The sequence below is a fragment of the Stenotrophomonas sp. STEN020 genome, from assembly GCF_056760195.1.
Map to the genome: position 1 here is coordinate 65,600 of NZ_JBRREI010000014.1, position 22,250 is coordinate 87,849.

A 22,250-nucleotide genomic window follows, 5' to 3' on the forward strand; every position below is an offset into this window, starting at 1 on the left:
GGTTAACGTTAGAATTGCGTCGCAGGAATGCTGCTCACATGCACATTCCTTTTCGTTATAACGGACCTATTCATGATTTCCCTTCGTAATTTCGCCCTTCGCCGGGGCGAGCGCCTGCTGTTGTCCAACGTAGACCTCACCCTGCATGCCGGCTATCGCGTAGGCGTGGTGGGCCGTAATGGCGCAGGTAAATCCAGCCTGTTTGCCGCCGTGCGTGGTGAACTGGAAGCCGACAAGGGTGACGTGTCGCTGCCCGGTAAAATCCGCATTGCCGACGTTGCCCAGGAAACCCCGGCGCTGGCCGACCGCGCCATCGACTATGTGCTCGGCGGTGACGACGTGGTCGCCGCGGTGCTGCAGGAAGAAGCTGCCGCTGCCGCGCGTGAGGACTGGGAAGCGGTCGCCAACGCGCACCAGAAGATGGCCGAGCTCAACGCTTATGACGCCGAAGCGCGTGCAGGCAAACTGCTGCACGGCCTGGGCTTCCCGGCCGATACGCATGAGCGACCGGTGGCGGCGTTCTCCGGTGGCTGGCGTGCGCGCTTGAACCTTGCCCGCGCGCTGATGATGCCCAGCGACCTGCTGCTGCTCGACGAACCGACCAACCACTTGGATCTGGACGCCGTGTACTGGCTGGAACAATGGCTGCTGAAGTACCCGGGCACGCTGCTGCTGATCTCGCATGACCGCGAGTTCCTCGACAACGTTGCAACGCATACCCTGCACCTGCACAGTGGCACCGCCAAGCTCTACCCGGGCGGTTACACCGACTTCGAACGTCAGCGTGCCGAGCATCTGCGCCAGCAGCAGATCACGCATGAGAAGGAGCAGGCCGAACGCGCGCATCTGCAGAGCTTCATCGACCGCTTCAAGGCGCAGGCCAGCAAGGCCACCCAGGCGCAGAGCCGGATGAAGCGCCTGGCCAAGATGGCCGGTACCGAAGCGGTGCGTGCCGAGCGCGAGTTCCGCATCGAGTTCTCGCCGCCGGCCAAGCTGCCGTTCTCGCTGATCCGCCTCAACGACGTGACCGCCGGTTACGGCCCGGACGCGGTGATCCTGGACAACGTGGGCTTTGGTCTGGAAGCCGGCCAGCGCGTCGGCCTGCTTGGCCCGAACGGCGCCGGTAAGACCACGCTGGTGAAATCGCTGGTCGGTGACCTGGAGTTGCTGGCCGGTGACCGCATGGCCCACCCGGACCTGCAGATTGGTTACTTCGCCCAGCACACGGTGGAGTCGCTGCATGCCGGCATGACGCCGATGGATCACTTCCGTGAGATCGCCCCGGATGGTGTGAACCAGTCGTTCCGCGACTTCCTCGGCAAGTGGAACTTCCCGGGTGATCGCGCATTCGAGACCGTGGATGGTTTCTCCGGTGGCGAGCGTGCGCGTCTGGCGCTGGCCCTGATCGCCTGGCAGCAGCCGAACGTGCTGCTGCTCGACGAACCGACCAATCACCTTGATCTGGAAATGCGTGAGGCTCTGGCCGAAGCGTTGTCGCTGTTTGAAGGCGCGATCGTGATGGTCTCGCACGACCGCCATCTGATCGGTCTGGTCTGCGATACGTTCTGGCGCGTGGCCGACGGTGTGGTCGAGCCGTTTGCCGGCGATCTGGACGAGTACGCGCAGTGGCTGCGTACCCGCGCCAGTGCGCAGGGTGCACGCACCAAGAGTGACCGCCAGGAAAAGCCGGCAGCCGCCGCACCGGTTGCACAGGTGGCTCCAGCCAAGCCGGCTTCGAACAAGAAGCCGGTCAACCCGCACAAGCTGGAAGCGGCCGAGAAGAAGGTAGAGCAGCTGGGTGCGTCGCTGGCCGAACTTGATGCGCAGTTGGCCGATTCCGGCAACTACGCTGATGCGGCGAAGATGGCCAGGCTTGGCGGCGAGCGTGAAGTGCTGGCGCAGCAGCTGGAGCAGGCTGAAGCGACCTGGATGGAGATGCTGGAGGACTGAGCGTCGCAGGCCGCGAAGCGATGCCACTGTAGAGCCGAGCCATGCACGGCTGGGGCTTTACCGGTGACTCTCCTGCCGAGCATGGCTCGGCACTACAGGTGATGCGCTTGCCGAGCATGGCTCGGCGCTACAGGTCCAATTGGCCCTGCGCCTGCAACCACTGCCGGAACCGCCGCAGTGGCTCGCGCTCCTGTCGCGAGCGCAGCCGCGTCAGCCAATACCTGCCCAACGACAAGGTCTGCGCGAATGGCTGCAACAGCCGGCCCTCGGCCAGGTCCTGTTCGAACATGCGCAACGGCAGCAGCGCCACGCCAGCACCTGCGGCCGCAGCACTGGCCAAGGTCAGCGACGAATCAAACACCGCACCACGCGCTTCAACGCCACTGATACCCGCTTGCTGCAACCAACGCGGCCATTCGTCGTTGCGATAGGAGCGCAGCAGCGGCACGTTGCCAAGATCACGTGGCTGCCTCAATTTCCGCGCCACAGCCGGCGCGCACAGTGGCGCAAACGGGGTATCGACGATCGGCGTGCAATCCTGCCCCTGCCAGTCACCATCACCAAAACGGATCGCCAGATCCAATCCTTCGCCGGCCAGATCGATGCGGTTGTTGTGGGTCTGCACACGCAGCTCGATATCCGGATGTGCTGCCTCGAACTCGGGCAGGCGCGGCAGCAGCCAGCCGGTGGCAAAGGTGCCGACTACGCCCACGGTCAGCACTTCACGGAAGCGCCCGCCGGTGAAGCGGTCCAGTGCGATCGCCATGCGGTCGAAGCTCTCGGTCAGCACCGGATACAGCGCCGCACCCTCGTCGGTCAGCGCCACACCGCGCGGCAGCCGATGGAACAGGCTGACCTGCAGGCGGTCCTCCAATCCACGGATCTGGTGACTCAGCGCGGCCTGGCTGACGCAAAGCTCCAACGCGGCGCGAGTGAAGTTCAGATGGCGCGCGGCGGCTTCGAAGGCGCGCAGGGCGTTGAGCGGCAGCTGGGGTCGGATCATGGCGCAGTCATGACGAAACTTGATGGTCGGCGGCATTATTCCGTGTCTAGTGGTCGAATTTCCGTAAGAGGTGCAAATTTAACTAATGGCAGGCGATGATTATTCGCGATGGTCGGGGGCGGCAGTGGTTGGCAAGATCAGCCCGATCAGCCCCAAGGAGAGTCTCAATGCTTGCTCGTCGTAAGTTCCTCACACTTGGCGGTACCGCCTTGGCCAGTGCATTGATCCCTGCCGCATGGGCACGTGCTGGTAGCGCCAATGCGGCGCCAACACCGGCGGCAGTCAGTGACGCCGACTTCGCCGCACTTGAGAAAGCCAGCGGCGGTCGCCTGGGAGTCTGCCTCTGGAACCCGGCCAGCGGGGCCCGCTATGGGCATCGCATGGACGAGCGCTTTCCGATGTGCAGCACGGTCAAATTTCCGCTGTCTGCAGCGGTTCTGCACCGTGTCGATGCAGGCCAGGTGTCGCTGGACCAGCGTGTGCCGGTGCAGCAGGCGGATATCATCGACCATTCGCCGTTCACCGAGCGCCACGTCGGCAAAAGCATGACCGTGCGCGATCTATGCCGGGCGACGATGATCGTCAGCGACAACGCGGCAGCCAATCTGCTGCTGCCGCTGATCGGCGGTCCGGCTGGGCTTACCGCCTTCCTGCGTGAGCACGGCGATCGCGTCACCGTGAGTGCGCGCAACGAGCCCGAGCTCAACCGCTTTGCCGCCGGTGACCCGCGCGATACCACCAGCCCGGCGGCGATGGCCGGCAATCTGCAGCGTTTCCTTCTGGGCGACGTGCTCAACGAAGCATCGCGACAGCAGCTGGCCGACTGGCTGATCGACAACCAGACCGGCGACGCGCGCCTGCGCGCTGGCCTGCCACGTGGCTGGCGGGTGGGCGACAAGACCGGCAGCAACGGCAGCGACACCACCAACGATATCGCCGCGCTGTGGCCGCTGGCCTCTGGTACGCCATGGTTGCTGGTCAGCTACCTGCAGGGTTCTGCACTGGATGATGACGGCAGGAATGGCATCCTGCGCCAGGTTGGGGAGCTGGCTGGGGCCCGGCTGTGTTGACGATTCCATCGTTGGCGCGGCGGTGACCGGTGGGCGCGACCCCGCGTAACGGTCCACAGGAAACAGGCGCCATGAGCAGGGAAGTTATCTATCTGTTGTTGATCTTCGCGCTGCTGGTGATCCCACGCGCGTTGCAGCGTTTCAATATTCCGGCGCCGCTGACCTGTCTGGTATTCGGCATCGCCGCGATGCTATGGCTGGGTGACGGTTCGCATGATCCGGTGGTCAACCTGCTCGCCACGCTGGGCATTTCCTCGCTGTTCCTGTTTGCCGGGCTTGAAGTGGATCTGGCCGATTTACGCAAGGGCATGTGGCCGCTGGTGACCCATCTGGTGATCCGTAGCGCCACGCTGACCGGCGTGGCCTGGCTGGCATGGCACTACGCCGGCCTGCAGTGGCAGGCGGCGGCCCTGCTGGCGCTGGCGCTGCTGACGCCCTCCACCGGTTTCATCATGGACTCACTGTCCCAGCTCGGTCTGGATGATGCCGAGCGTTTCTGGGTCAGCAGCAAGGCCATTGCCGGCGAGTTGTTGGCGCTTGCCGCCTTGTTCGTGGTGCTGCAGGCCGGCGATCCTGTGCATATGGCGCTGTCGAGCATGGCCTTGCTGGCGATGATGGTGGGCCTGCCGTTGTTGTTCATCGCGCTGGGCCGCTGGGTGGCGCCACATGCGCCGGGCTCGGAATTTTCGCTGCTGGTGATGGTTGGCATGCTGGCCGCCTACATCACCTATGGGCTGGGTGTGTACTACCTGGTTGGCGCGTTCATCGCCGGGCTGGTTGCGCGCCTGCTGCAGCAGCGCATGCCGTCATTGGCATCGCACGAGAACCTGCATGCCTTGCGTCTGTTTTCTTCCTTCTTCGTGCCGTTCTACTTCTTCAACTCGGGCACCAAGGTGCCGGCCGAAGCCTTGAGTTTTGAAGCTCTTGGCCTGGGTCTGTTGATCACCCTGGTGGTGCTGCCGCTGCGCATCGCGGTGATCTGGCTGCAACGGCGTTTGCTGTTTGGCGAAAGTTTCCGCACCAGTCTGCGGGTGGCATTGGCGTTGTCGCCGACGCTGATCTTCACCCTGGTATTGGCGGCAATCATGCGCGAGCGTTTTGCGATCTCGCCGGTGCTGTTCGGTGCCTTGCTGTTGTATGCCGCATTGACCACGCTGCTGCCGTCGCTGGTGTTCCGGCGACCGATGGATGTGGACCCGCTCAGCAACGAGGGTGCTGAAACCGCCGATCCCAATGTCGTAAGAGAAACTGTGGCTGATGCGGGTAATGCAGATGATGCGGTTTCAGATCCGTCATCAGCACCCAACTCTTACGTACCGGAGCGTTGAGCGGCGCTTATCATCCCCATGGCAGGCACGGCTTCGCAATGTAGCGGGCGGGTGGCACAGGGGGTGTTGGTGGACCGGGATAGCTGGCAACAGGTGCGCGAGCTGTTTGACGCAGTGTGTGAACTGCATCCGTCGCAATGGCGGAGTGAGCTTGCGCGCTTGAGCGCTGATCCAGCCGTCATCGCCGAAACACTGGAGCTGCTCGAAGCGCAGACCAGTGAGCTCGGTCTTGCCCTCGATCCAATGCAGCAGTTGATCGTCGCCGCGATTCCTTCTGAACTGAGCGAAGGCGATGTCGTCGGGCCTTGGCGGCTGTACGAACGGCTGGCCAGTGGCGGCATGGGCATGGTGTTCCGCGCCGAGCGTGCCGATGGCCTGTATGCGCAGGAGGTGGCGGTAAAAGTCCTGCAGGGCAAGCCCAGTGCACGTGTAGCTGAGCGTCTGGCCGCCGAGCGACGGATCCTTGCCAGCCTGCAGCACCCGAATATCGCGCGCCTTTACGACGGTGGTACTACCCCGGGCGGGCATCCGTATCTGGTGATGGAGTACGTGCGTGGCGAGCCGCTGGACGTTTACTGCGCGCGCCAGCAGCTGGATCTGCGCCAGCGCCTGCAGCTGTTCCTGAAGGTATGCAGCGCGGTGCAGGCCGCACATGCGCGGTTGGTACTGCATTGCGATCTGAAGCCTTCCAATATCCTGGTGCGAGAGGATGGTGAGCCGGTGCTGCTCGACTTCGGCGTGTCGCGGCTGTTGGGCGACGAGGCGAGCGATCAGAGTGCGCAGTTCTTCACTCCAGCCTACGCCGCGCGGGAGCTGCAGTCAGGGCTGGCAGTGGGGGTGAGTAGCGATGTCTTCAGTCTGGCTGCGGTGCTCAGCGAGTTGCTGGCAGGCAAGGGTGGCAGGCGCGGCGCAAGCGACAGCGGGGTTGCGGTGGCTGCTCCCAGTCGGGTCGCTCAGGCCGACTGCCGCTGGCTGCGCGCGCTGCGCGGTGATCTCGATGCGATCGTGGTACGCGCCGGCGCATTGCCACCTGAGCAGCGCTATCCGTCGGTGGAGGCAATGGCCGCCGACCTGCAGTGTTATTTGCAGCATCGGCCAGTGCAGGCGCGAAACGGCGGGCGTTGGTATCGCAGTGGGCGTTGGTTGCGACGCAATTGGAAGGGGGCGGCGCTGCTGTTATTGGCGCTGCTGCTTGCAGCCTGGTTTGTGTGGCGTCTGGCGGTGGAGCGGGAGGCAGCCGAGCGGGAGGCAAAAATCGCAGAACAGGTCAGCGGCTTCCTGGTGGAGATGTTCCAGGCGGCCGATCCGCGTGAGAAAGGCGTGCGTGGCGGCGAGGACATCAGTGCACGCGAGGTGCTGGATAGGGCTGCGTCGCGTATCGACAAGGACCTGGATGCATCGCCGGAAGTACAGGCGCGCTTGAAAGGCGTGATTGGCCTGGCCTACCGCAATGCCGGCGATCTACGACGGTCCGACCCGCTGATGTTGCAGGCTGCCGAGGCATTGGCCGCCGCTGGTGGCAACAAGAATCTGGACGAGGCCGCGCGCCTGTTCAACCTGTTGGCGGGCAGCTACTCCAACAATCGCAACGGTGTGGAAGGCGCGAAGCTGGCGCGGCGGGCGTTGGCGCTGCTGGGCAAGCGGCCGGCGGACAGCTTCCGCGTCGCCCAGTCCTACAACTCATTGGGGCTGTCGTTGTTGTCCGAGCAACGCTATGACGATGCCGAAGCCGCGTTCAAGCAGGCGCTGCAACGCCACCGGGCCGGAAAACGCGAGCAGTACATCGGTGTGGCATTGGACAACCTGGGCATGATGTACCGGCGAAAAGGCGACCTGGTCGCATCGGCGGCAGCGTTCGACCAGTCCACGCCGATGTTCCTGCGCACCTTTGGTGAAATGTCCTACGACTACTGGGCCAGCAACACCGAGCGCACCTTGATGGTGATGGATCGCGGCGATCTGGATGAGGCCATCGCCGCGTTCGAGGCCAACCTGGCACGTGCGCCGAAAATCTTCGGGCAACGCAGCGTCTACGTGGTCAGCGAGAACAACCGGCTGGCGCTGGCGCTGATACGCAAGGGCGAGTACGCGCGCGCACGACCGTACGTGGAAACCGCGCTGCGGCTGTCGGCGGAGGTGCTGGGCAAGGACAGTTACAACTATTCAGCCATGACCGAAACCGCTGCGCAGCTTGCGCAGGCGCAGGGCGAGATGGCCGCTGCCGAAGCCGATTATCGTCAGGCCCTGGAAATACGCACCGCAGCCATTGGTAGGGATCATCCGGATACCCTGGATCTGGAGTTGCAGCTCGGCCTGTTGCTGGCCGGACAAGGCGACGCTGCGGGCGATGCCATGCTGCAGCGGGCGCATGATTTATGGCTGCCGCGTATACCTGCCAGCAGCGCCAACGGCATCCGTGTGCAGCAGGGTTGGGCCGAATGGCTGATTGCCAAGCAGCGGTTGGATGCGGCGGCGCAAACGCTGGATGCCGTACAACCGCTGCTGGCCGGCAGCCCTTACGCGGCGGTACGCCAACAGGTATTGCGCGCGCGTCTGGCTGAGCAGCGCGGCAACCGCAATGAAGCCGCGCAGCATTGGCAGGCTGCGGTAGCTGCTTCCGAGCCCTTGTATGGCAGGGAATCGGCGGTGACCGCGCAATGGCGCAGCGCCTTGCAGGCGGCGCGTGGCGATACTCAAGGCAGCGCCGCGTTGCCTTGAGTTCGCGGGTGGGCGAGGATCGGGGCATGAAAACCTCATCCTTCTCGAATCTGATCTGCATTTTGGCCTTGGCCGGAACCGCTGCCCTTCCCGTTACGGCCATTGCCGCCAGCACCGCGCCGGCAGCAAAGGCGGCAGTCGCGCCGGCCGACCGGTTCCTCGCCGATCTGGCGCACTACTGCGGGCAGGCCTTTGCCGGTCGCATCATCGCCAATCAGCCGCAATCCAGCGCGCCGGACCCGTTCGATGGCAAGACCCTGGTGATGCATGTGCGCGGCTGTGACAGCCCGCAGCAGGAGTTGCGGGTGCCGTTCCATGTGGGTGAGGACCATTCGCGGACCTGGGTGATCAGCCGCACGGATGGTGGTCTGCGCTTGAAGCACGACCACCGTCATGCAGATGGCAGCCCGGATGCAGTGACCATGTACGGCGGCGATACCGCGCAGGCCGGCAGTGCAGGGCGGCAGGAGTTTCCGGTCGATGCCGAATCGGTGGCGATGTTCACTGCAAATGGCATGACTGCCTCGCTGCGCAATACCTGGGCGATGGAGCTGGTGCCGGGCAAGCGTTTCGTCTACGAGCTGGCGCGTCCGGATGGGCGTCTGTTCCAGGTGGAGTTCGACCTGAGCGTGCCGGTGGCGCTGCCGCCAGCGCCGTGGGGCAGCGAGGCGTGAAATGCAAAGGGCGCCGTTGCCGGCGCCCTCTGATCCACATGGCTTGAGACTCAGCGTCGGCCGAAACGGGCACGGCAGCCGCCGTTGACCCAGATGCTGTCGCCGTTGAAGCCCCAGTTGCGGCCTTCCACGCAGCGCGTGTCGGAGGCCTGCTGGACGATGACTGGTCGGCCCTGGCGGCGATCCCAGGCGCAGGTGTTCAAGCGGTTGCTGTTGCTATGGCAATCCACGAAGTAGTTGTTGCCACCCCAGCCGCCGCCATTGCCACCGCCACGGCCTTCGGCGAACTCGCCACGGCAGCCGCCGTTGACCCAGACCGCGCCATTGCTGCTGCCCCAGTTGCGGCCTTCCACGCAGCGCGTATCGGAAACCTGACGCACCAGCACCGCGCTGCGCCAGCCGGTATTGCAGACCACATGGCGGTTGCTGTTGCTGTCGCAGCGGATGGTCTGGTTGCCGTTGCCCGGGCCGCCGCCCCAGCCACCACCGCCACCGCGGCCTTCGGCAAACTCGGCGCGGCAGCCGCCGCTGACCCAGACGCTGCCGTTGTTGCTGCCCCAGTTGCGACCCTCGGTGCAGCGGGTATCGGAGACCTGGCGGACCAGCACCGCACTGCGCCAGCCGGTGTTGCAGACCTGCTGGCGGTTGTTGTTGCTGTCGCAGCGGATGGTGCGGTTGCCGTTGCCGTTGCCATTGCCGTTCCAGCCGCCCTGGCCACCGCCCCAGCCGCCGCGGCCCTCGCTGAATTCAGCGCGGCAGCCGTTGCTGACCCATACATTGCCGTTGCTGCTGCCCCAGCTGCGACCCTCGGTACATTGGGCCTTGGACAGCTGCCGGGTCAGCACGGCGCTGCGCCAGCCGGTGGCACAGACACGCTGGCGCTGATCTACGCTTTCGCACCGGATCGGACCATTCTGGTTGCCGCCCGGGTAGCCGGATTGGGCTGCTGCGGGGGACGCGCTCATGGCCAGCCCCAACAGGGAAGCCAGGCCTGCAAGCAGGAGGTGACGGTTCATGGTGGCTTCCCTGTTCAGGTTTGGACGCGGAACTATAGGCGCAATCCCGCTTAAGGCGGCGTGACTGATGGGGCGGATTTGCTCCAACCCCCGCTGAGCGCCAAAATACGGGGCTACCCGGCACCGTTTCGTGCCGGGCCCCCTGCGGAGCTTTCCATGCGTACCCATTTCTGCGGCCTGGTCGACGAGACCCTGATCGGCCAAACCGTGACCCTCGCCGGCTGGACCGACGTTGCCCGTAACCTCGGCGGCGTCTGCTTCATCGACCTGCGCGACCACGAAGGCATCGTCCAGGTCACCGTTGAACCGGACAACGCCGAGGTCTTCGCCGTCGCCGCCAGCCTCGGTTACGAGGATGTGCTGCAGGTCGAAGGCGTGGTGCGCGCGCGTCATGCGGTCAACGACAAGATCCGCAGCGGCAAGGTGGAAGTGATCGCCACCCGCATCAGCATCCTCAACAAGGCCGCGCCGCTGCCGTTCCATGCGCACGAGAACCCGGGCGAAGAAACCCGCCTGAAGTACCGTTACCTGGACCTGCGCCGTCCGGAAATGCAGCGCATGCAGCGCACCCGCATCAAGCTGGTGCAGGCGCTGCGCCGTCATCTGGACGAGCGCGGCTTCCAGGACATCGAAACCCCGATCCTGACCAAGGCCACCCCGGAAGGCGCGCGCGACTTCCTGGTGCCGGCACGCATGCATCCGGGCGAGTTCTACGCCCTGCCGCAGAGCCCGCAGCTGTTCAAGCAGATCCTGATGGTGGCCGGCTTCGACCGCTACTACCAGGTTGCGCGCTGCTTCCGCGATGAAGCGCTGCGTGCCGACCGCCAGCTGGAATTCACCCAGTTGGACATGGAGTTCGCCTTCGTCCGCGAGAGCGACATCCAGGACTTCGTCGAAGGCATGATCCGCTCCATCTTCAAGGAAGTGGTAGACGTGGAACTGGCTGCACAGTTCCCGCGCATGACCTGGGCCGAGGCGATGCGTCGCTACGGTTCGGACAAGCCGGACCTGCGCATCGCGCTGGAGCTGGTGGACGTGGCCGAACTGGTCAAGACCAGCGAATTCCCGGTGTTCACCGCCGCTGCCAATGATGCCGACGGCCGCGTGGCCGCGCTGCGCATTCCCGGTGGTGCCACGCTCAGCCGCAAGCAGATCGACGAGTACGCTGCCCATGCCGCCAAGTACGGCGCCAAGGGTCTGGCCTACATCAAGATCGCCGAGAACGGCGAGGTCAGCTCGCCGATCCAGAAGTTCTTCGCCGAAGACGCCTTCGCTGCACTGCTCAAGCACATTGGTGCCGGCAATGGTGACATCGTGTTCTTTGGTGCCGGCGGTTACAACAAGGTCTCCGACTTCATGGGCGCGCTGCGTTTGAAGGCCGGCAAGGACTTCGGCCTGGTCGCCAACACCTGGGCACCGCTGTGGGTCACCGACTTCCCGATGTTCGAGTGGGACGAAGAGGCGCAGCGCTACGTTGCCCTGCATCACCCCTTCACCGCACCGGCGGTGGACGATGTGGCGGACCTGCGTGCGCATGCCAAGACCGCGGTGTCGCGCGGTTACGACATGGTGCTCAACGGCAACGAAATCGGCGGTGGTTCGATCCGTATCCATCGCCCGGAAATGCAGAGCGCGGTGTTCGAGCTGCTCGGCATTGATGCTGAAGAAGCCCGTGCCAAGTTCGGCTTCCTGCTGGATGCGCTGAACTACGGCGCCCCGCCGCACGGTGGTATCGCCTTCGGTATCGACCGCATTGCCGCGCTGATGGCTGGTACCGAGTCGATCCGCGACGTGATCCCGTTCCCGAAGACCACCGGTGCACAGTGCCTGATGACCGATGCGCCGTCGCCGATCGCCGACGCGCAGCTGGCTGAAGTGCACGTGCAGGTGCGTCCGCGCGCCGACAAGGCCTGAGCCTTGGCAGCTGACGCCAGCATCCGTCGCGCTACGCCCGATGATGCTGGCGTGCTGTGCACGCTGGCCGAGCGTACCTTCGTGGAGACGTTCGGCCATCTGTATCCGCCGCAGGACCTGGCCGATTACCTGGCCACGGCCTATCCGGTCGAGCTGCAGCGGCAACAGCTGCAGTCCGGTGACTACGCGGCGTGGTTGCTGGAAGTGGAAGGTGAGGCCATCGGCTTCGCTTTTGCTGGTCCCTGTGGCTTGCCGCATGCGGATGCAGCGGCTGGCGACGGTGAATTGAAACGTCTGTACGTGCTGCGCCAACATCAAGGTGGCGGTCAGGGTGGGCAGCTGTTCGCGGCGGCCCTGCAGTGGCTGCAGACCCCGGGGCGCACGTTGTGGATTGGCGTGTGGTCGGAGAACTTCGGCGCGCAGCGTTTCTACGCACGGCATGGCTTCGAGCAGGTTGGTGCCTATGAGTTCCCGGTTGGCAGCGTGCGCGACAACGAGTTCATTCTGCGGCGACTTGCTGGCTGATTCAGCTGGGTTGGGTTGGTCTGCAGGTGGAATGGAGGAGGGGCTTCCTGTGAGGAGGTCTTCTGGGGCCTGCTGGCGAGGTCTGCTTCGCGGCTTACGCCGCTCCTACAAATAGAGCCATGGCTGCGTTGCTGTGGTTCTTCCGTGCTGCTGCGTCTATGCAGGCATGAGGAAACGCTTTGACGAGGCGCAGGTGATCGACTTCCTGCTTGAAATTGGTACTGCCGCGAGCCTGCGGGAGCTGTGCAGAAAGCGTGGTTTCAGTGAGGCCTCGTATGCGCTGCTGCGGCGAGCCAGTGGCGGCACGCGCAGCCTGCATGTACAGCAGTTGCGTCATCTGGAGAAAGAAAACCATCGGCTCAAGGCCTTGCTGGACGTGCAGCTGCTGGAGCGCGAGCGGATCAGGCAGGCTTTGCTGCAGCCGCTCTGAGTTGCCAACGCGCGCCGCAGGAGGTCTGCGGCGCGTGTTTGTCAGCGGCTGAGCTCGGTCTCGCCTGCGGCGTTGGTATGTGCGGAGATCTTGTGCAGGGCGTTCAAGGCTTCAACAAAGCCGCTGCTGTCATTGCTGCGGAACACGCCGGATACACGCAGTTCGCCCAGCGCCGCATCGTCGACCCGCAACGGGCTGCCGCCGTAGCGGTTGAACTCTGCTATCGCTGCCCGCAATGGCAGGTTTTCAAACACCAGCTGGCCGTCGATCCAGGCCGGTGCGGTACCACCCTGGAAGTTCTGTATCTGTGGCGCCTTGCCGGGGGTCATGCGCGCGCGCTGCCCGGGACTGAGTGTGGCCACGGCTGCGGCGCTGTCGTCGGCGGCGGCGCGTAGCTGTACCTTGCCTTCGAACAGGGCTACATCGAGGCCATTATCCAGGCGATACACCTCGAACTGGGTGCCTACCGCACGCACGCTGCCCTGTGCTGTATCCACGGTCAGCGGGCGCGCGCTGTCGGCTGCGACCTTGAAGAAGGCACGGCCCTGGTCCAGCTCAATGCGACGTTGCTGCTTGCTGTAACGCACGCGCAGCGCGGTGCCGGTATCCAGATCAACCTGCGTGCCATCGTCGAGGGTGATGCTGCGCTGCTCGCCGATCGCGCTGGCATAGCGCTGTTCGCTTGTGGGTGGCGGTGCAAACACCTGCCAACCAATGACCACCGCGGTCAGCGCCGCTGCGCAGGCCGCCAGCCATTGCAGACGGCGCGGTCTGCGCTGCAGTTGCGGTCTGGTTTGCTCCGCAGCTGCTGCGGGAATCGCCGCCAGGCGCTGGCTGATGTCGGGCGTGGCTGAAAAATCGCTCAGCATCGTCCACATCCGCTCGACCTGCTCGTAGGCAAGCCGATGTGCTGGATCGGCATCCAGCCAGATCTGGTGCTCGGCCTCTTCCTGCTCGCTCAATTCATCGGCGTGCAGGCGCGCCAACCACGCCGCCGCCTGGGTGCGGATCGGATCGGCGTCTGCAACGACTTCAAGTCTGCTTTCTTTCATGGTTGCTCCAAACGCGTGCCGAAGTGGAGCAGGGCACGCATCATTTGTTTTTCGACAGCACTGACGCTGATGCCCAATTGACTGGCGATGGCGCCATAGGTCAGGCCTTCATAGCGATGCAATAGGAATACCTGCTGGCAACGTGGTGGTAGATCATCCAGTACCTTCAAGAACGTCTGCAGACGCTCGCGGTCCTGGTAAACGCGCTCGCCACATACCGTTTCGGTGGGCCAGCCTTCGGTGTTTTCATCGATGGGTACATGTTGGCCAGCATGGCGGGTACGGTCGCGACGGTAGCGATCGCGCAGCAGGTTGCCAGCAATCGTCATCAAATAGGCTTCGATGTTGTTGACTTTGTCTGCCTGCGGATCGCGCATCATCCGCACCAGGGTTTCCTGGGTGAGATCTTCCGCGTCTTCAATCGTACCCAGGTGGTTCCTGAAGTAGCGCATCAGGCGTGGGCGGTACTGTTGCGCCATGGCGCCCGCGTCCCGGAGGCTGTCGGGTGGAGACTGAACGGGCGGCAGGGCGGCGGTCATTGGCAGGCGTTGACAGTCTGAGGCGACACGCGCAGCTTGGGCTAGTGCCAGTGATTCTGCCAGATGAGGGATTTGGCGCTTGCTGCGTCTGTACAGGGGTTGCCGGCTTGGTGCCAGTCCGGTTGTCACTGGGAGAGGGGATGATTGCCAGCGCAGGTCGCGCAAATCAGTGGGTGTGGGGCCGCGGGCGTGGCGTGCTGCGCTGGCTGATGCTGTGCCTGGCTTTGTCGACCGCGCCTGCTTGGGCACAGATCAGTACCGTGACCCGCAGTTACAGCCAGCCACGGCAGCCCTTGCAAGAGGCGTTGAGCCAGTTGGCGTCCACTTCTGGCCTGCAGATATTGATGGCGCCGCAGATGCTGGGTGGCAAGACCGCGCCTGCGTTGAACGGACGCTACAGCGTCGCCCAGGCCCTGCAGCAGCTGCTCGCCGGCAGCGGCCTGAGCTATCGGCTGACCAGCAGCGGGGTCATCACCATTGTCCCGGCAGCAACGGCTGCTGTCGCCGCGACGCCCAAGCCAGCGCAGCCGGTGGCGATGCCCGCAGTGGCAAGCTCGATGGCCTCTCTGCAGGTCACCGGTTCACGGATACGTCGCAGCGAGTTTGAAGGCGCCGCACCGGTGACCGTCATCAGCGCCGAGCAGATGCAGCGCGATGGCTACTTCAGTTTGACCGACGCGCTGGCCGTGAATGGCCTGAGCGACTATGGCGCCGAATCGCAGGGGGGGCGGGGGCGCTTTTCGGCCAATGCGCAGCCCTTGAACCTGCGCGGTCTGGGCCCGGGCAGGGCGCTGATTCTGATCGATGGCCGGCGTTTGCCGGACTACCCGTTTCCCTCGAACGGCCGCAGCAATTTCCAGAGTCTGGGCAGCATTCCCTTGGCCAGTGTTGAGCGGGTCGAATTGATGACCGGTGGCGCCTCTGCCATCTACGGTGCCGATGCGATTGCCGGGGTGGTCAATATCGTGCTCAGGCAACCGCGCAGTGGTTCGCAGGTGCGGTTGCGCACCGGCACCAGCAGCCAAGGCGGTGGCGACCGTTTTGATCTGCAGTGGTCAGCCGGGCACGGCGGCGAGAACTGGGGGCTGAGTTACGCCGTGCAATATTCGGCTGCCGAAATGTTGCGCGGCGCGCAGCGCGATCTGCAACGTGACGGCGGCAATGCCAGCGCGCCGTTGAATCCCGAGCTCGGGCTTGGTTTTGTGCGCGCCGTTGGCGCAGCTCAAACGCTGGTGGCGCTGCCGCGCGATGTCTGTGCGCGTTGGCAGGGCGAGTTTGTCGACTGGGATTTCGACGCGCCTGCAACTGGGTCATCAGCGCTGCAGGGGCATGGCTGCGGAACCTGGCGCAACGCTGGCTATACGTCGTTGATGGATGGCGTGCAGGAGGTGTCTGGCCAACTACGCGCACAGTGGACCCTGTCACCCCGCACGCAGGCATGGGGGAGTCTGCAGTTGTGGAGCGCGCGCAGCGAACTGGTCAGCGGCTTTGAGACCATCACCGGGCCGCATTCGGCCAGTACCGGCAAGGTCAACCAGATCTACGATCCGCGCTTCGGCTACCTCGCGCCACTGCGTGTGCTTACCCCGCAGGAAGTAGGCGGGCTGGATGCGCTGAACGATCACTACCGCGAGCGGATGTGGGATCTGGCATTGGGTCTGCAAGGACGTTACGGGCAGCGCCTGGACTGGAGTCTGGCTGCCAGCCGTTCGGACTATCGTGTGCAGCGTGATCGGCGTCGTTTGCTCGGCGACAAGGTCAATGCCTTCTTCTTTGGTCCAGCAACCGGGGTGACCAATGATGGCGTCATCATCCAGCCATTGAACCTGCAGCATTGGTATCGGCCGATCACGCCTGACGAATACGCGGCCATGTCGGGCAACGTGCACTACGATGCGCTGACCCGGGTGGATGAGGCGTCCTATGTTGTTTCCGGTGGGATTGCCGATTTGCCTGCGGGCAGCCTGGCAATGGCGCTGGTGGCGGAGGCCAGTCGACAGCACTACCGGCTGCGCAACACGCCATCGGTGCTGCCCCTGCAGATGGACACCTACAACCTCACCGGCAGCGTGGGTGAAGGGACGCGCGATCGCTACGCGCTGGGGGCAGAGCTGAGCGTTCCGCTGACGACGGCGATCAAGGGCAGTCTGGCTGGCCGCGTGGACAGGTACGACGACGCGGTCGCAGTCGCCACCGCGCGTACCTGGAGTGCGGGGCTGGAATGGAGACCGGCACACAACCTGCTGTTGCGTGCCAGCCACGCCACCAGCTTCAAGATGCCGGACATGCATTGGGTGTTCACCGATGGCGGCGGTAGTTTTGGCACTGCCATTGATGCAAGGCGCTGCATCGTTGCCGGTGCCAATCCCGGCTGCGCTGGTTATGAATCGGAGTTTCTGACCCGGACCTATCGCAACCCTGAGCTGGGCGCGGAGACCGGCAGCTCGACCACGGTGGGTGTTGTCTGGGATGCCAGCGATGCATTGTCGATCAGCGCGGACTATTGGGATGTCAGCAATGAAGGCGGCATTGGCCGCATCTCGCCGGCGCTGCTATTGCGTGATGAAGCCGAGTGCGCCACCGGCCTGCGCCCGGATGGGCGCCCGAGCACGGTGGATCCACGCTCCTGGGAGTGTCGCAAGGCACGCTCGCGGGTAGTGCGTAGCGGCGAGCAGGGTGATGGTCGCATTGTCATGGTCGAGTCGACGGCGGCCAACCAGTCCGAGCAGCGCATCCGCGGTATCGACGCGGTGCTGGATTGGCGCTTCAGTAGCGACATTGGTGATTTCAGCTTGCACACGGCCTGGACGCACACTTTCTGGGTCCAGCGCCGGGTGCGCTCGCCGGGCACCTTGCACGAGGAGTGGCGTCAGGCGCAGAGGGAGTCAGGAGAGAACCTGGCGTTTCGCAGCAACCTGCGTGCCAGCCTGGGCTGGCAGGGGCAGGATGGGTGGTCAGCCAACCTGTTCGGCATCCGTTATGGCCGCCTGCGGCGTGTCGATGGCCAAGGCCGGATAGAGCCGCTGCTGGTGTGGAACGCGAATGTCGGCAAGCGGATCAGCGAGCGCGCAACGGCGACATTGTTCATCAACAATCTTTTCAATACGGCGCCACCGCATGACAGCAGCAATGACGAATTTCCTTACTACTACGACGAGGTCTACAGCGCCGTAGGGCGGCAATTGGCGCTGCAGCTGGATTACAACTTCGACTAAAGAGCAGTGTCACTGCCCGTTGTGGTGGGCAGGGCCGATGACGGAAACTGCGTACATGTCCTGGCAGAACTCCCCGCGTCCCCGTGTGCTGATCCTGCACGGCATCTGGAACACCCGTTCATGGCTGTTGCCGTTGGCTTGGCGCCTGCGCACGCAGGGCTTTGCGGTGGATACATTTGGCTACGCCAGCGTGTTTGGTGGGCCCGAGCAGGCAGTGCCGCAGCTGGTACAGCGCCTGCGCGCGGGCGGGCCGGTGTCGTTGGTCGGGCACAGCCTTGGTGGGCTGGTCGCGCTGGAGACACTGCGGCAAGCGCCTGCGCTGGAAGTGCCGCGGGTGGTCTGCCTGGGCTCACCGCTATGCGGCAGTGGTACTGCCCGTTCGATGGCCGAGCATGGCTGGTCGGCGGCCTTGGGGCGTAGCAGTGACCTGTTGTTGCACGGTCTGCCGGACTGGCAGGGCCAGGCCGAGGTCGGTCTGATCGCTGGTTCGGTGGCGCACGGGCTGGGGGCGATGATGGGCGCGCTGGATGGCGAATCCGACGGCACCGTGGGCCTGGCCGAAACCCGTTTGCCGGGACTGGCCGACCATTGCGTGGTGCCGGTCAGCCATAGTGGGCTGGTGCTGTCGCCGGAGGTGGCCATGCTGACCGCCGGCTTCCTGCGCCAGGGGCGCTTTCCGACGGTTGCCGCCGCAACCGGCTGATGACGGGGGCTGGGCGGGGGATCAGGTAGAATTACCGTCCTGTTCCTGACAGATGTACGGTATTCCCATGGGTCGAGGTCCTTCCATCGAAGGTCGCAAAAACGCGAATGACGCGAAGCGCGGCAAGATTTTCACCAAAATCATCCGGGAGATCAGCGTTGCTGCTCGCGGTGGTGGAGGCGACCCAAACAACAACCCACGTCTGCGCACCGCGATGGACAAGGCCTTGAGCGCGAACATGACCAAGGATGTCATCGAGCGCGCGATCAAGAAGGCCACCGGTGAGCTGGAAGGCGTCGAGTACGAAGAGGTGCGCTACGAGGGCTATGCCCCGGGCGGCATCGCCGTGATCGTCGACTGCCTGACCGACAACCGTGTGCGTACCGTGGCTGACGTGCGCCATGCCTTCAGCAAGTGCGGCGGCAATATGGGCACCGAAGGCTCGGTGTCGTTCATGTTCAAGCGTCTGGGCGTGCTGAGCTTCGCCCCCGGTGCGGATGAGGAAACCATCACCGAGGCGGCGATCGAGGCCGGTGCCGACGATATCGCGGTCTATCCGGAGGATGGCTCGATCGATGTCATCACCGCACCGGAAGCCTTCCAGTCGGTGAAGGACGCGATGGCCGCCGCCAAGCTGGTGCCGGACCACAGCGAAATCACCTTCCGTGCCGACAACGACGTCGCCGTCGATGCCGACACCGCCGTGCAGGTGAAGAAGCTGCTGGATATGCTCGAAGACCTGGACGATGTGCAGGACGTGTATTCCAACGTTGATCAGGCTGGGCTGGAGCAGGCCTGACGGCCCGCCCGGTCCCACCGGGTGAGACGGCGTCCGGCCATGCTGGGCGCCGTTTTTTACTGGTAGAGGCGCAATGACCCGCATCCTTGGCATAGACCCTGGCTCGCAGCGCACCGGCGTTGGCATCATCGACATCGACGCCAATGGCCGTGCCCGTCACGTCCATCACGCGCCGCTGGTGCTGCTGGGTGCGGCGGATTTTCCGCAGCGGCTGCGGTTGCTGGCGCATGGGCTGCATGCCTTGATCGAGGAATTCCAGCCGCAGGAAGTGGCGATCGAAAAGGTATTCATGGCCAAAAATGCCGATTCGGCCTTGAAGTTGGGTCAGGCGCGTGGCGCGGCAGTGTGCGCGGTGGTGATGCGCGACCTGCCGGTCAGCGAGTACGCGGCCACCGAGATCAAGCTGGCCGTGGTCGGCCGCGGCGGTGCGGAAAAGCAGCAGGTGCAGCATATGGTGGGTTTGATGCTGAACCTGCAGGGCAAATTACAGGCAGACGCCGCCGATGCACTGGCGGTGGCAATAACCCATGCGCATGTCCGCGCCACAGCCAACCGGCTGGGAGTGGATGTGCGCCAGGCTTGGAGTCGGAAATGATCGGGAATAGGGAGTCGGGAATGGAGAATGGGAAAGGCATCAGCAAAGGCGAGACAAAGCCGGGTGCGCACACGTTTGTAAGCGCGCGCCGGGAGTCGCTTGCCGATTCCCCATTCCCCGTTTCCCATTCCCCTGCCCAGAGGGCAACCCCATGATTGGTCGACTGCGCGGCATCCTTGCCCATAAGGCCCCGCCGTGGCTGGTGATCGACGTCAATGGCGTCGGCTATGAGCTGGAGGCGCCGATGAGCACTTTCTATGACCTGCCTGATGTCGGTCGCGAAGTGATCCTGTTCACCCATTACGCGCAGAAGGAAGACAGCGTCTCGCTGTATGGCTTCCTGCGTGAGGGCGAGCGACGGCTGTTCCGCGATGTGCAGAAGGTGACGGGTATTGGCGCCAAGATCGCTTTGGCGGTGCTGTCCGGGGCCAGCGTGGATGAGTTCGCGCGGCTGATCCAGACCGGCGATGTCACCGCGCTGACCCGCATCCCCGGTATAGGCAAGAAGACCGCCGAGCGTATGGTGGTCGAACTGCGTGACCGCGCAGCCAATTTCACCGGTGGCGGTGCACCGATTGCCGGCGCGCTTGGCAACGATGCAGTGTCCGAGGCGACAGTGGCGTTGCAGCAACTGGGCTATAAACCGGCAGAGGCGGCCAAGATGGCGCGCGATGCCGGCGCTGAGGGCGATGATGTCGCCACGGTCATCCGTAAAGCGCTGCAAGCGGCGCTGCGTTAACCCTTTCGGCAGCATGACGCCAACCTGAGATCGCCATGTCCCACGCTCCTTCCACGTCTGATTCTTCTACTCAAGGCCATGGCCACGGTCACGGTGGCGGCGCTGCCGGCGGCATGGCGCTGGTCGTCGGCGCCATTGGGGTGGTGTTCGGCGATATCGGCACCAGCCCGCTGTACACCTTGAAGGAGGCGTTCTCGCCGCATTACGGGCTCAACAGCGACCACGACACTGTGCTGGGCGTGCTGTCGCTGGCGTTCTGGGCCCTGAACATGGTGGTCACGCTCAAGTACGTGACCATCATCATGCGCGCCGACAATGACGGCGAGGGCGGCATCATGGCCTTGATGGCGCTGGCCCAGCGCACCCTGCGCAACGGCTCACGCTCGGCCTATGTGGTCGGCATCCTCGGTATTTTCGGCGCCTCGCTGTTCTTCGGCGACGGCGTGATCACTCCGGCGATCTCGGTGCTGGGTGCGGTTGAGGGCCTGGAAGTCGCGGCACCGGGGCTGGGTCATTTCGTGGTGCCGATCACCCTGGTGGTGCTGGCGGCGGTGTTCGCCGCGCAGCGCTTTGGCACCGAAAAGGTGGGCAAGGTGTTCGGGCCGGTGATGACCATCTGGTTCCTGTCGCTGGCGGCAATCGGCATCTGGAACGTGATTGCCGCGCCGGAAGTGCTCAAGGCCTTCAATCCGCTGTGGGCGGCGCGCTTCTTCATGGAACATGGCTGGCACGGCCTCTTCATCCTCGGCGCGGTGGTGCTGGCGGTGACCGGTGGTGAGGCGCTGTATGCGGATATGGGCCATTTCGGTGCGCCGCCTATCCGCCATGCCTGGTATTTCTTCGTATTGCCGTGTCTGGTGCTCAACTACCTGGGTCAGGGCGCTCTGGTGCTGCAGCGCCCGGACGCGGTCGCCAATCCGTTCTTCGAGGCGGTGCCGGAATGGGCGCTGATCCCGATGATCCTGCTGGCAACAATGGCGGCGGTGATCGCCAGCCAGTCGGTGATCACCGGTGCGTTCTCGGTATCGCGACAAGCCATGCAGTTGGGTTACATCCCGCGCATGCGCATCCTGCATACCTCGCACGACACCATCGGCCAGATCTATATCCCGGGCATCAACTGGGGTCTGGCAGTGATGGTGTTCGGGCTGGTGCTGGCATTCCGCAGCTCCAGCAACTTGGCGGTGGCTTACGGCATTTCGGTGTCGGGCACGATGCTGATCGACACCATGTTGCTGGCGCTCGTCGCCCGCGTGCTGTGGCCGCGTGCGCGCCACGCCATCGTCGCCTTGTGCGTGGTCTTCCTTTTCATCGACCTGGGCTTCGTGATCGCCAATGGCGCCAAGCTGCTGCAGGGCGCCTGGTTCCCGCTGGTGCTGGGCCTGGTGTTGTTCACGATGATGCGTACCTGGCGGCGTGGTCGTGAGCTGTTGCGTGATGAGATCCGCAAGGACGGTATCCGTCTGGACACATTCTTGCCGGGCCTGATGCTGGCACCGCCAGTGCGGGTACCGGGCACGGCGGTGTTCCTGACTGCCGACCCGACCGTGGTCCCGCATGCGCTGATGCACAACCTCAAGCACAACAAGGTGCTGCACGAGCGCAATGTGTTCCTGCACGTGGAAACCCTGCCGATGCCGTACGCGGCCGAGGGCCAGCGCCTGCGCATCGATTCGGTGGGCGATGAGTTCTATCGCGTCTACGTGCGCTATGGCTTCATGGAAAGCCCGGATATTCCACTGGCACTGATGCGCTCCTGCGACCATGGCGGCATCTATTTCGACCCGATGGATACCACCTTCTTCGCCAGCCGCGAGACCATCGTGGCCAGCGCCAACCGTGGCATGCCGATCTGGCGCGACAAGCTGTTCGCCTTCATGCATCGCAACGCGGCGCCTGCCACCGGCTTCTTCCGCATACCGGGCAACCGGCTGGTGGAATTGGGCGCGCAGGTGGAAATCTGATCGGATGCGACGTGCT

18 protein-coding genes are annotated in these 22,250 nt (G+C 64.3%); 14 read left to right on the forward strand and 4 right to left on the reverse strand.

From position 1 onward, the window contains the following. The first annotated feature begins 72 nt into the window (after positions 1 to 72). A complete protein-coding gene (locus tag ACVOLZ_RS08330) occupies positions 73 to 1,950 on the forward strand; it encodes an ABC-F family ATP-binding cassette domain-containing protein (protein WP_481515752.1) in 1,878 nt (625 codons plus the stop codon). A gap of 127 nt (positions 1,951 to 2,077) precedes the next feature. Here ACVOLZ_RS08330 and ACVOLZ_RS08335 read toward each other — a convergent pair whose 3' ends face one another. Further along, positions 2,078 to 2,953, reverse strand: coding sequence for a LysR family transcriptional regulator (locus tag ACVOLZ_RS08335; protein ID WP_481515753.1), 876 nt, complete (start codon positions 2,951 to 2,953; stop codon positions 2,078 to 2,080). A 167-nt stretch (positions 2,954 to 3,120) separates the two neighbouring features. Here ACVOLZ_RS08335 and blaCESS point away from each other — a divergent pair, with 167 nt between their 5' ends. The 4 genes from blaCESS to ACVOLZ_RS08355 all read left to right on the forward strand — a co-directional run bounded on the left by blaCESS (position 3,121) and on the right by ACVOLZ_RS08355 (position 8,743). Next, positions 3,121 to 4,023, forward strand: a complete 903-nt coding sequence (gene blaCESS / locus ACVOLZ_RS08340) for a CESS family extended-spectrum class A beta-lactamase (protein ID WP_481515754.1) — start codon at positions 3,121 to 3,123, stop codon at positions 4,021 to 4,023. Between the two features lie 71 nt (positions 4,024 to 4,094). Beyond that, complete coding sequence (locus ACVOLZ_RS08345) at positions 4,095 to 5,351, forward strand: cation:proton antiporter (RefSeq protein ID WP_481515755.1); 1,257 nt, start codon at positions 4,095 to 4,097, stop codon at positions 5,349 to 5,351. A 69-nt stretch (positions 5,352 to 5,420) separates the two neighbouring features. Continuing rightward, the gene (locus ACVOLZ_RS08350; RefSeq protein WP_481515756.1) at positions 5,421 to 8,069 is read left to right on the forward strand and encodes a serine/threonine-protein kinase; all 2,649 of its coding nucleotides are present in this window, start codon (positions 5,421 to 5,423) and stop codon (positions 8,067 to 8,069) included. 26 nt (positions 8,070 to 8,095) lie between these two features. Further along, positions 8,096 to 8,743 (forward strand): hypothetical protein, encoded by a 648-nt coding sequence (locus tag ACVOLZ_RS08355; RefSeq protein WP_481515757.1) that lies wholly within the window; start codon positions 8,096 to 8,098, stop codon positions 8,741 to 8,743. Positions 8,744 to 8,793: 50 nt separating this feature from the next. On the opposite strand, the gene ACVOLZ_RS08360 is transcribed toward ACVOLZ_RS08355, so the two are convergent. Then, complete coding sequence (locus tag ACVOLZ_RS08360; RefSeq protein ID WP_481515758.1) at positions 8,794 to 9,927, reverse strand: DUF3011 domain-containing protein; 1,134 nt, start codon at positions 9,925 to 9,927, stop codon at positions 8,794 to 8,796. Between ACVOLZ_RS08360 and aspS the strand changes: the two genes are divergently transcribed. The 3 genes from aspS to ACVOLZ_RS08375 all read left to right on the forward strand — a co-directional run bounded on the left by aspS (position 9,916) and on the right by ACVOLZ_RS08375 (position 12,628). Beyond that, positions 9,916 to 11,673 carry an aspartate--tRNA ligase gene (aspS, locus tag ACVOLZ_RS08365; RefSeq protein ID WP_481515759.1) on the forward strand — a complete coding sequence of 586 codons (1,758 nt, stop codon included), beginning with the start codon at positions 9,916 to 9,918 and terminating at the stop codon, positions 11,671 to 11,673. The two genes, ACVOLZ_RS08360 and aspS, sit on opposite strands and share 12 nt — an antisense overlap. A 3-nt stretch (positions 11,674 to 11,676) precedes the next feature. Further along, positions 11,677 to 12,198, forward strand: a complete 522-nt coding sequence (locus ACVOLZ_RS08370; RefSeq protein ID WP_481515760.1) for a GNAT family N-acetyltransferase — start codon at positions 11,677 to 11,679, stop codon at positions 12,196 to 12,198. A gap of 166 nt (positions 12,199 to 12,364) precedes the next feature. Continuing rightward, a complete protein-coding gene (locus ACVOLZ_RS08375; RefSeq protein WP_481515761.1) occupies positions 12,365 to 12,628 on the forward strand; it encodes a transposase in 264 nt (87 codons plus the stop codon). Positions 12,629 to 12,669: 41 nt separating this feature from the next. Here the strand turns inward: ACVOLZ_RS08375 and ACVOLZ_RS08380 are convergent, their stop codons facing one another. Next, positions 12,670 to 13,680, reverse strand: a complete 1,011-nt coding sequence (locus ACVOLZ_RS08380; protein WP_481515762.1) for a FecR family protein — start codon at positions 13,678 to 13,680, stop codon at positions 12,670 to 12,672. Next, positions 13,677 to 14,219: an RNA polymerase sigma factor gene (locus ACVOLZ_RS08385; protein ID WP_481515763.1), complete on the reverse strand. Its 543-nt coding sequence runs from the start codon at positions 14,217 to 14,219 to the stop codon at positions 13,677 to 13,679. Before ACVOLZ_RS08385 ends, ACVOLZ_RS08380 begins: the two co-directional genes overlap by 4 nt. Before the next feature lie 140 nt (positions 14,220 to 14,359). Between ACVOLZ_RS08385 and ACVOLZ_RS08390 the strand changes: the two genes are divergently transcribed. From ACVOLZ_RS08390 to ACVOLZ_RS08415, 6 genes are all read left to right on the forward strand, one after another. Further along, on the forward strand, positions 14,360 to 17,434 hold the full coding sequence (locus ACVOLZ_RS08390) for a TonB-dependent receptor domain-containing protein (protein ID WP_481515764.1): 3,075 nt from the start codon (positions 14,360 to 14,362) through the stop codon (positions 17,432 to 17,434). A gap of 55 nt (positions 17,435 to 17,489) precedes the next feature. Continuing rightward, complete coding sequence (locus tag ACVOLZ_RS08395; RefSeq protein ID WP_481515765.1) at positions 17,490 to 18,137, forward strand: esterase/lipase family protein; 648 nt, start codon at positions 17,490 to 17,492, stop codon at positions 18,135 to 18,137. A gap of 67 nt (positions 18,138 to 18,204) precedes the next feature. Continuing rightward, positions 18,205 to 18,936, forward strand: a complete 732-nt coding sequence (locus ACVOLZ_RS08400) for a YebC/PmpR family DNA-binding transcriptional regulator (RefSeq protein WP_481515766.1) — start codon at positions 18,205 to 18,207, stop codon at positions 18,934 to 18,936. A gap of 73 nt (positions 18,937 to 19,009) precedes the next feature. Then, positions 19,010 to 19,531 (forward strand): crossover junction endodeoxyribonuclease RuvC, encoded by a 522-nt coding sequence (gene ruvC / locus ACVOLZ_RS08405; RefSeq protein WP_282269162.1) that lies wholly within the window; start codon positions 19,010 to 19,012, stop codon positions 19,529 to 19,531. A 151-nt stretch (positions 19,532 to 19,682) separates the two neighbouring features. After that, positions 19,683 to 20,270 carry a Holliday junction branch migration protein RuvA gene (gene ruvA, locus ACVOLZ_RS08410; protein ID WP_481511647.1) on the forward strand — a complete coding sequence of 196 codons (588 nt, stop codon included), beginning with the start codon at positions 19,683 to 19,685 and terminating at the stop codon, positions 20,268 to 20,270. A 35-nt stretch (positions 20,271 to 20,305) separates the two neighbouring features. Next, positions 20,306 to 22,234 (forward strand): potassium transporter Kup, encoded by a 1,929-nt coding sequence (locus ACVOLZ_RS08415; protein WP_481515767.1) that lies wholly within the window; start codon positions 20,306 to 20,308, stop codon positions 22,232 to 22,234. Positions 22,235 to 22,250 lie beyond the last annotated feature (16 nt).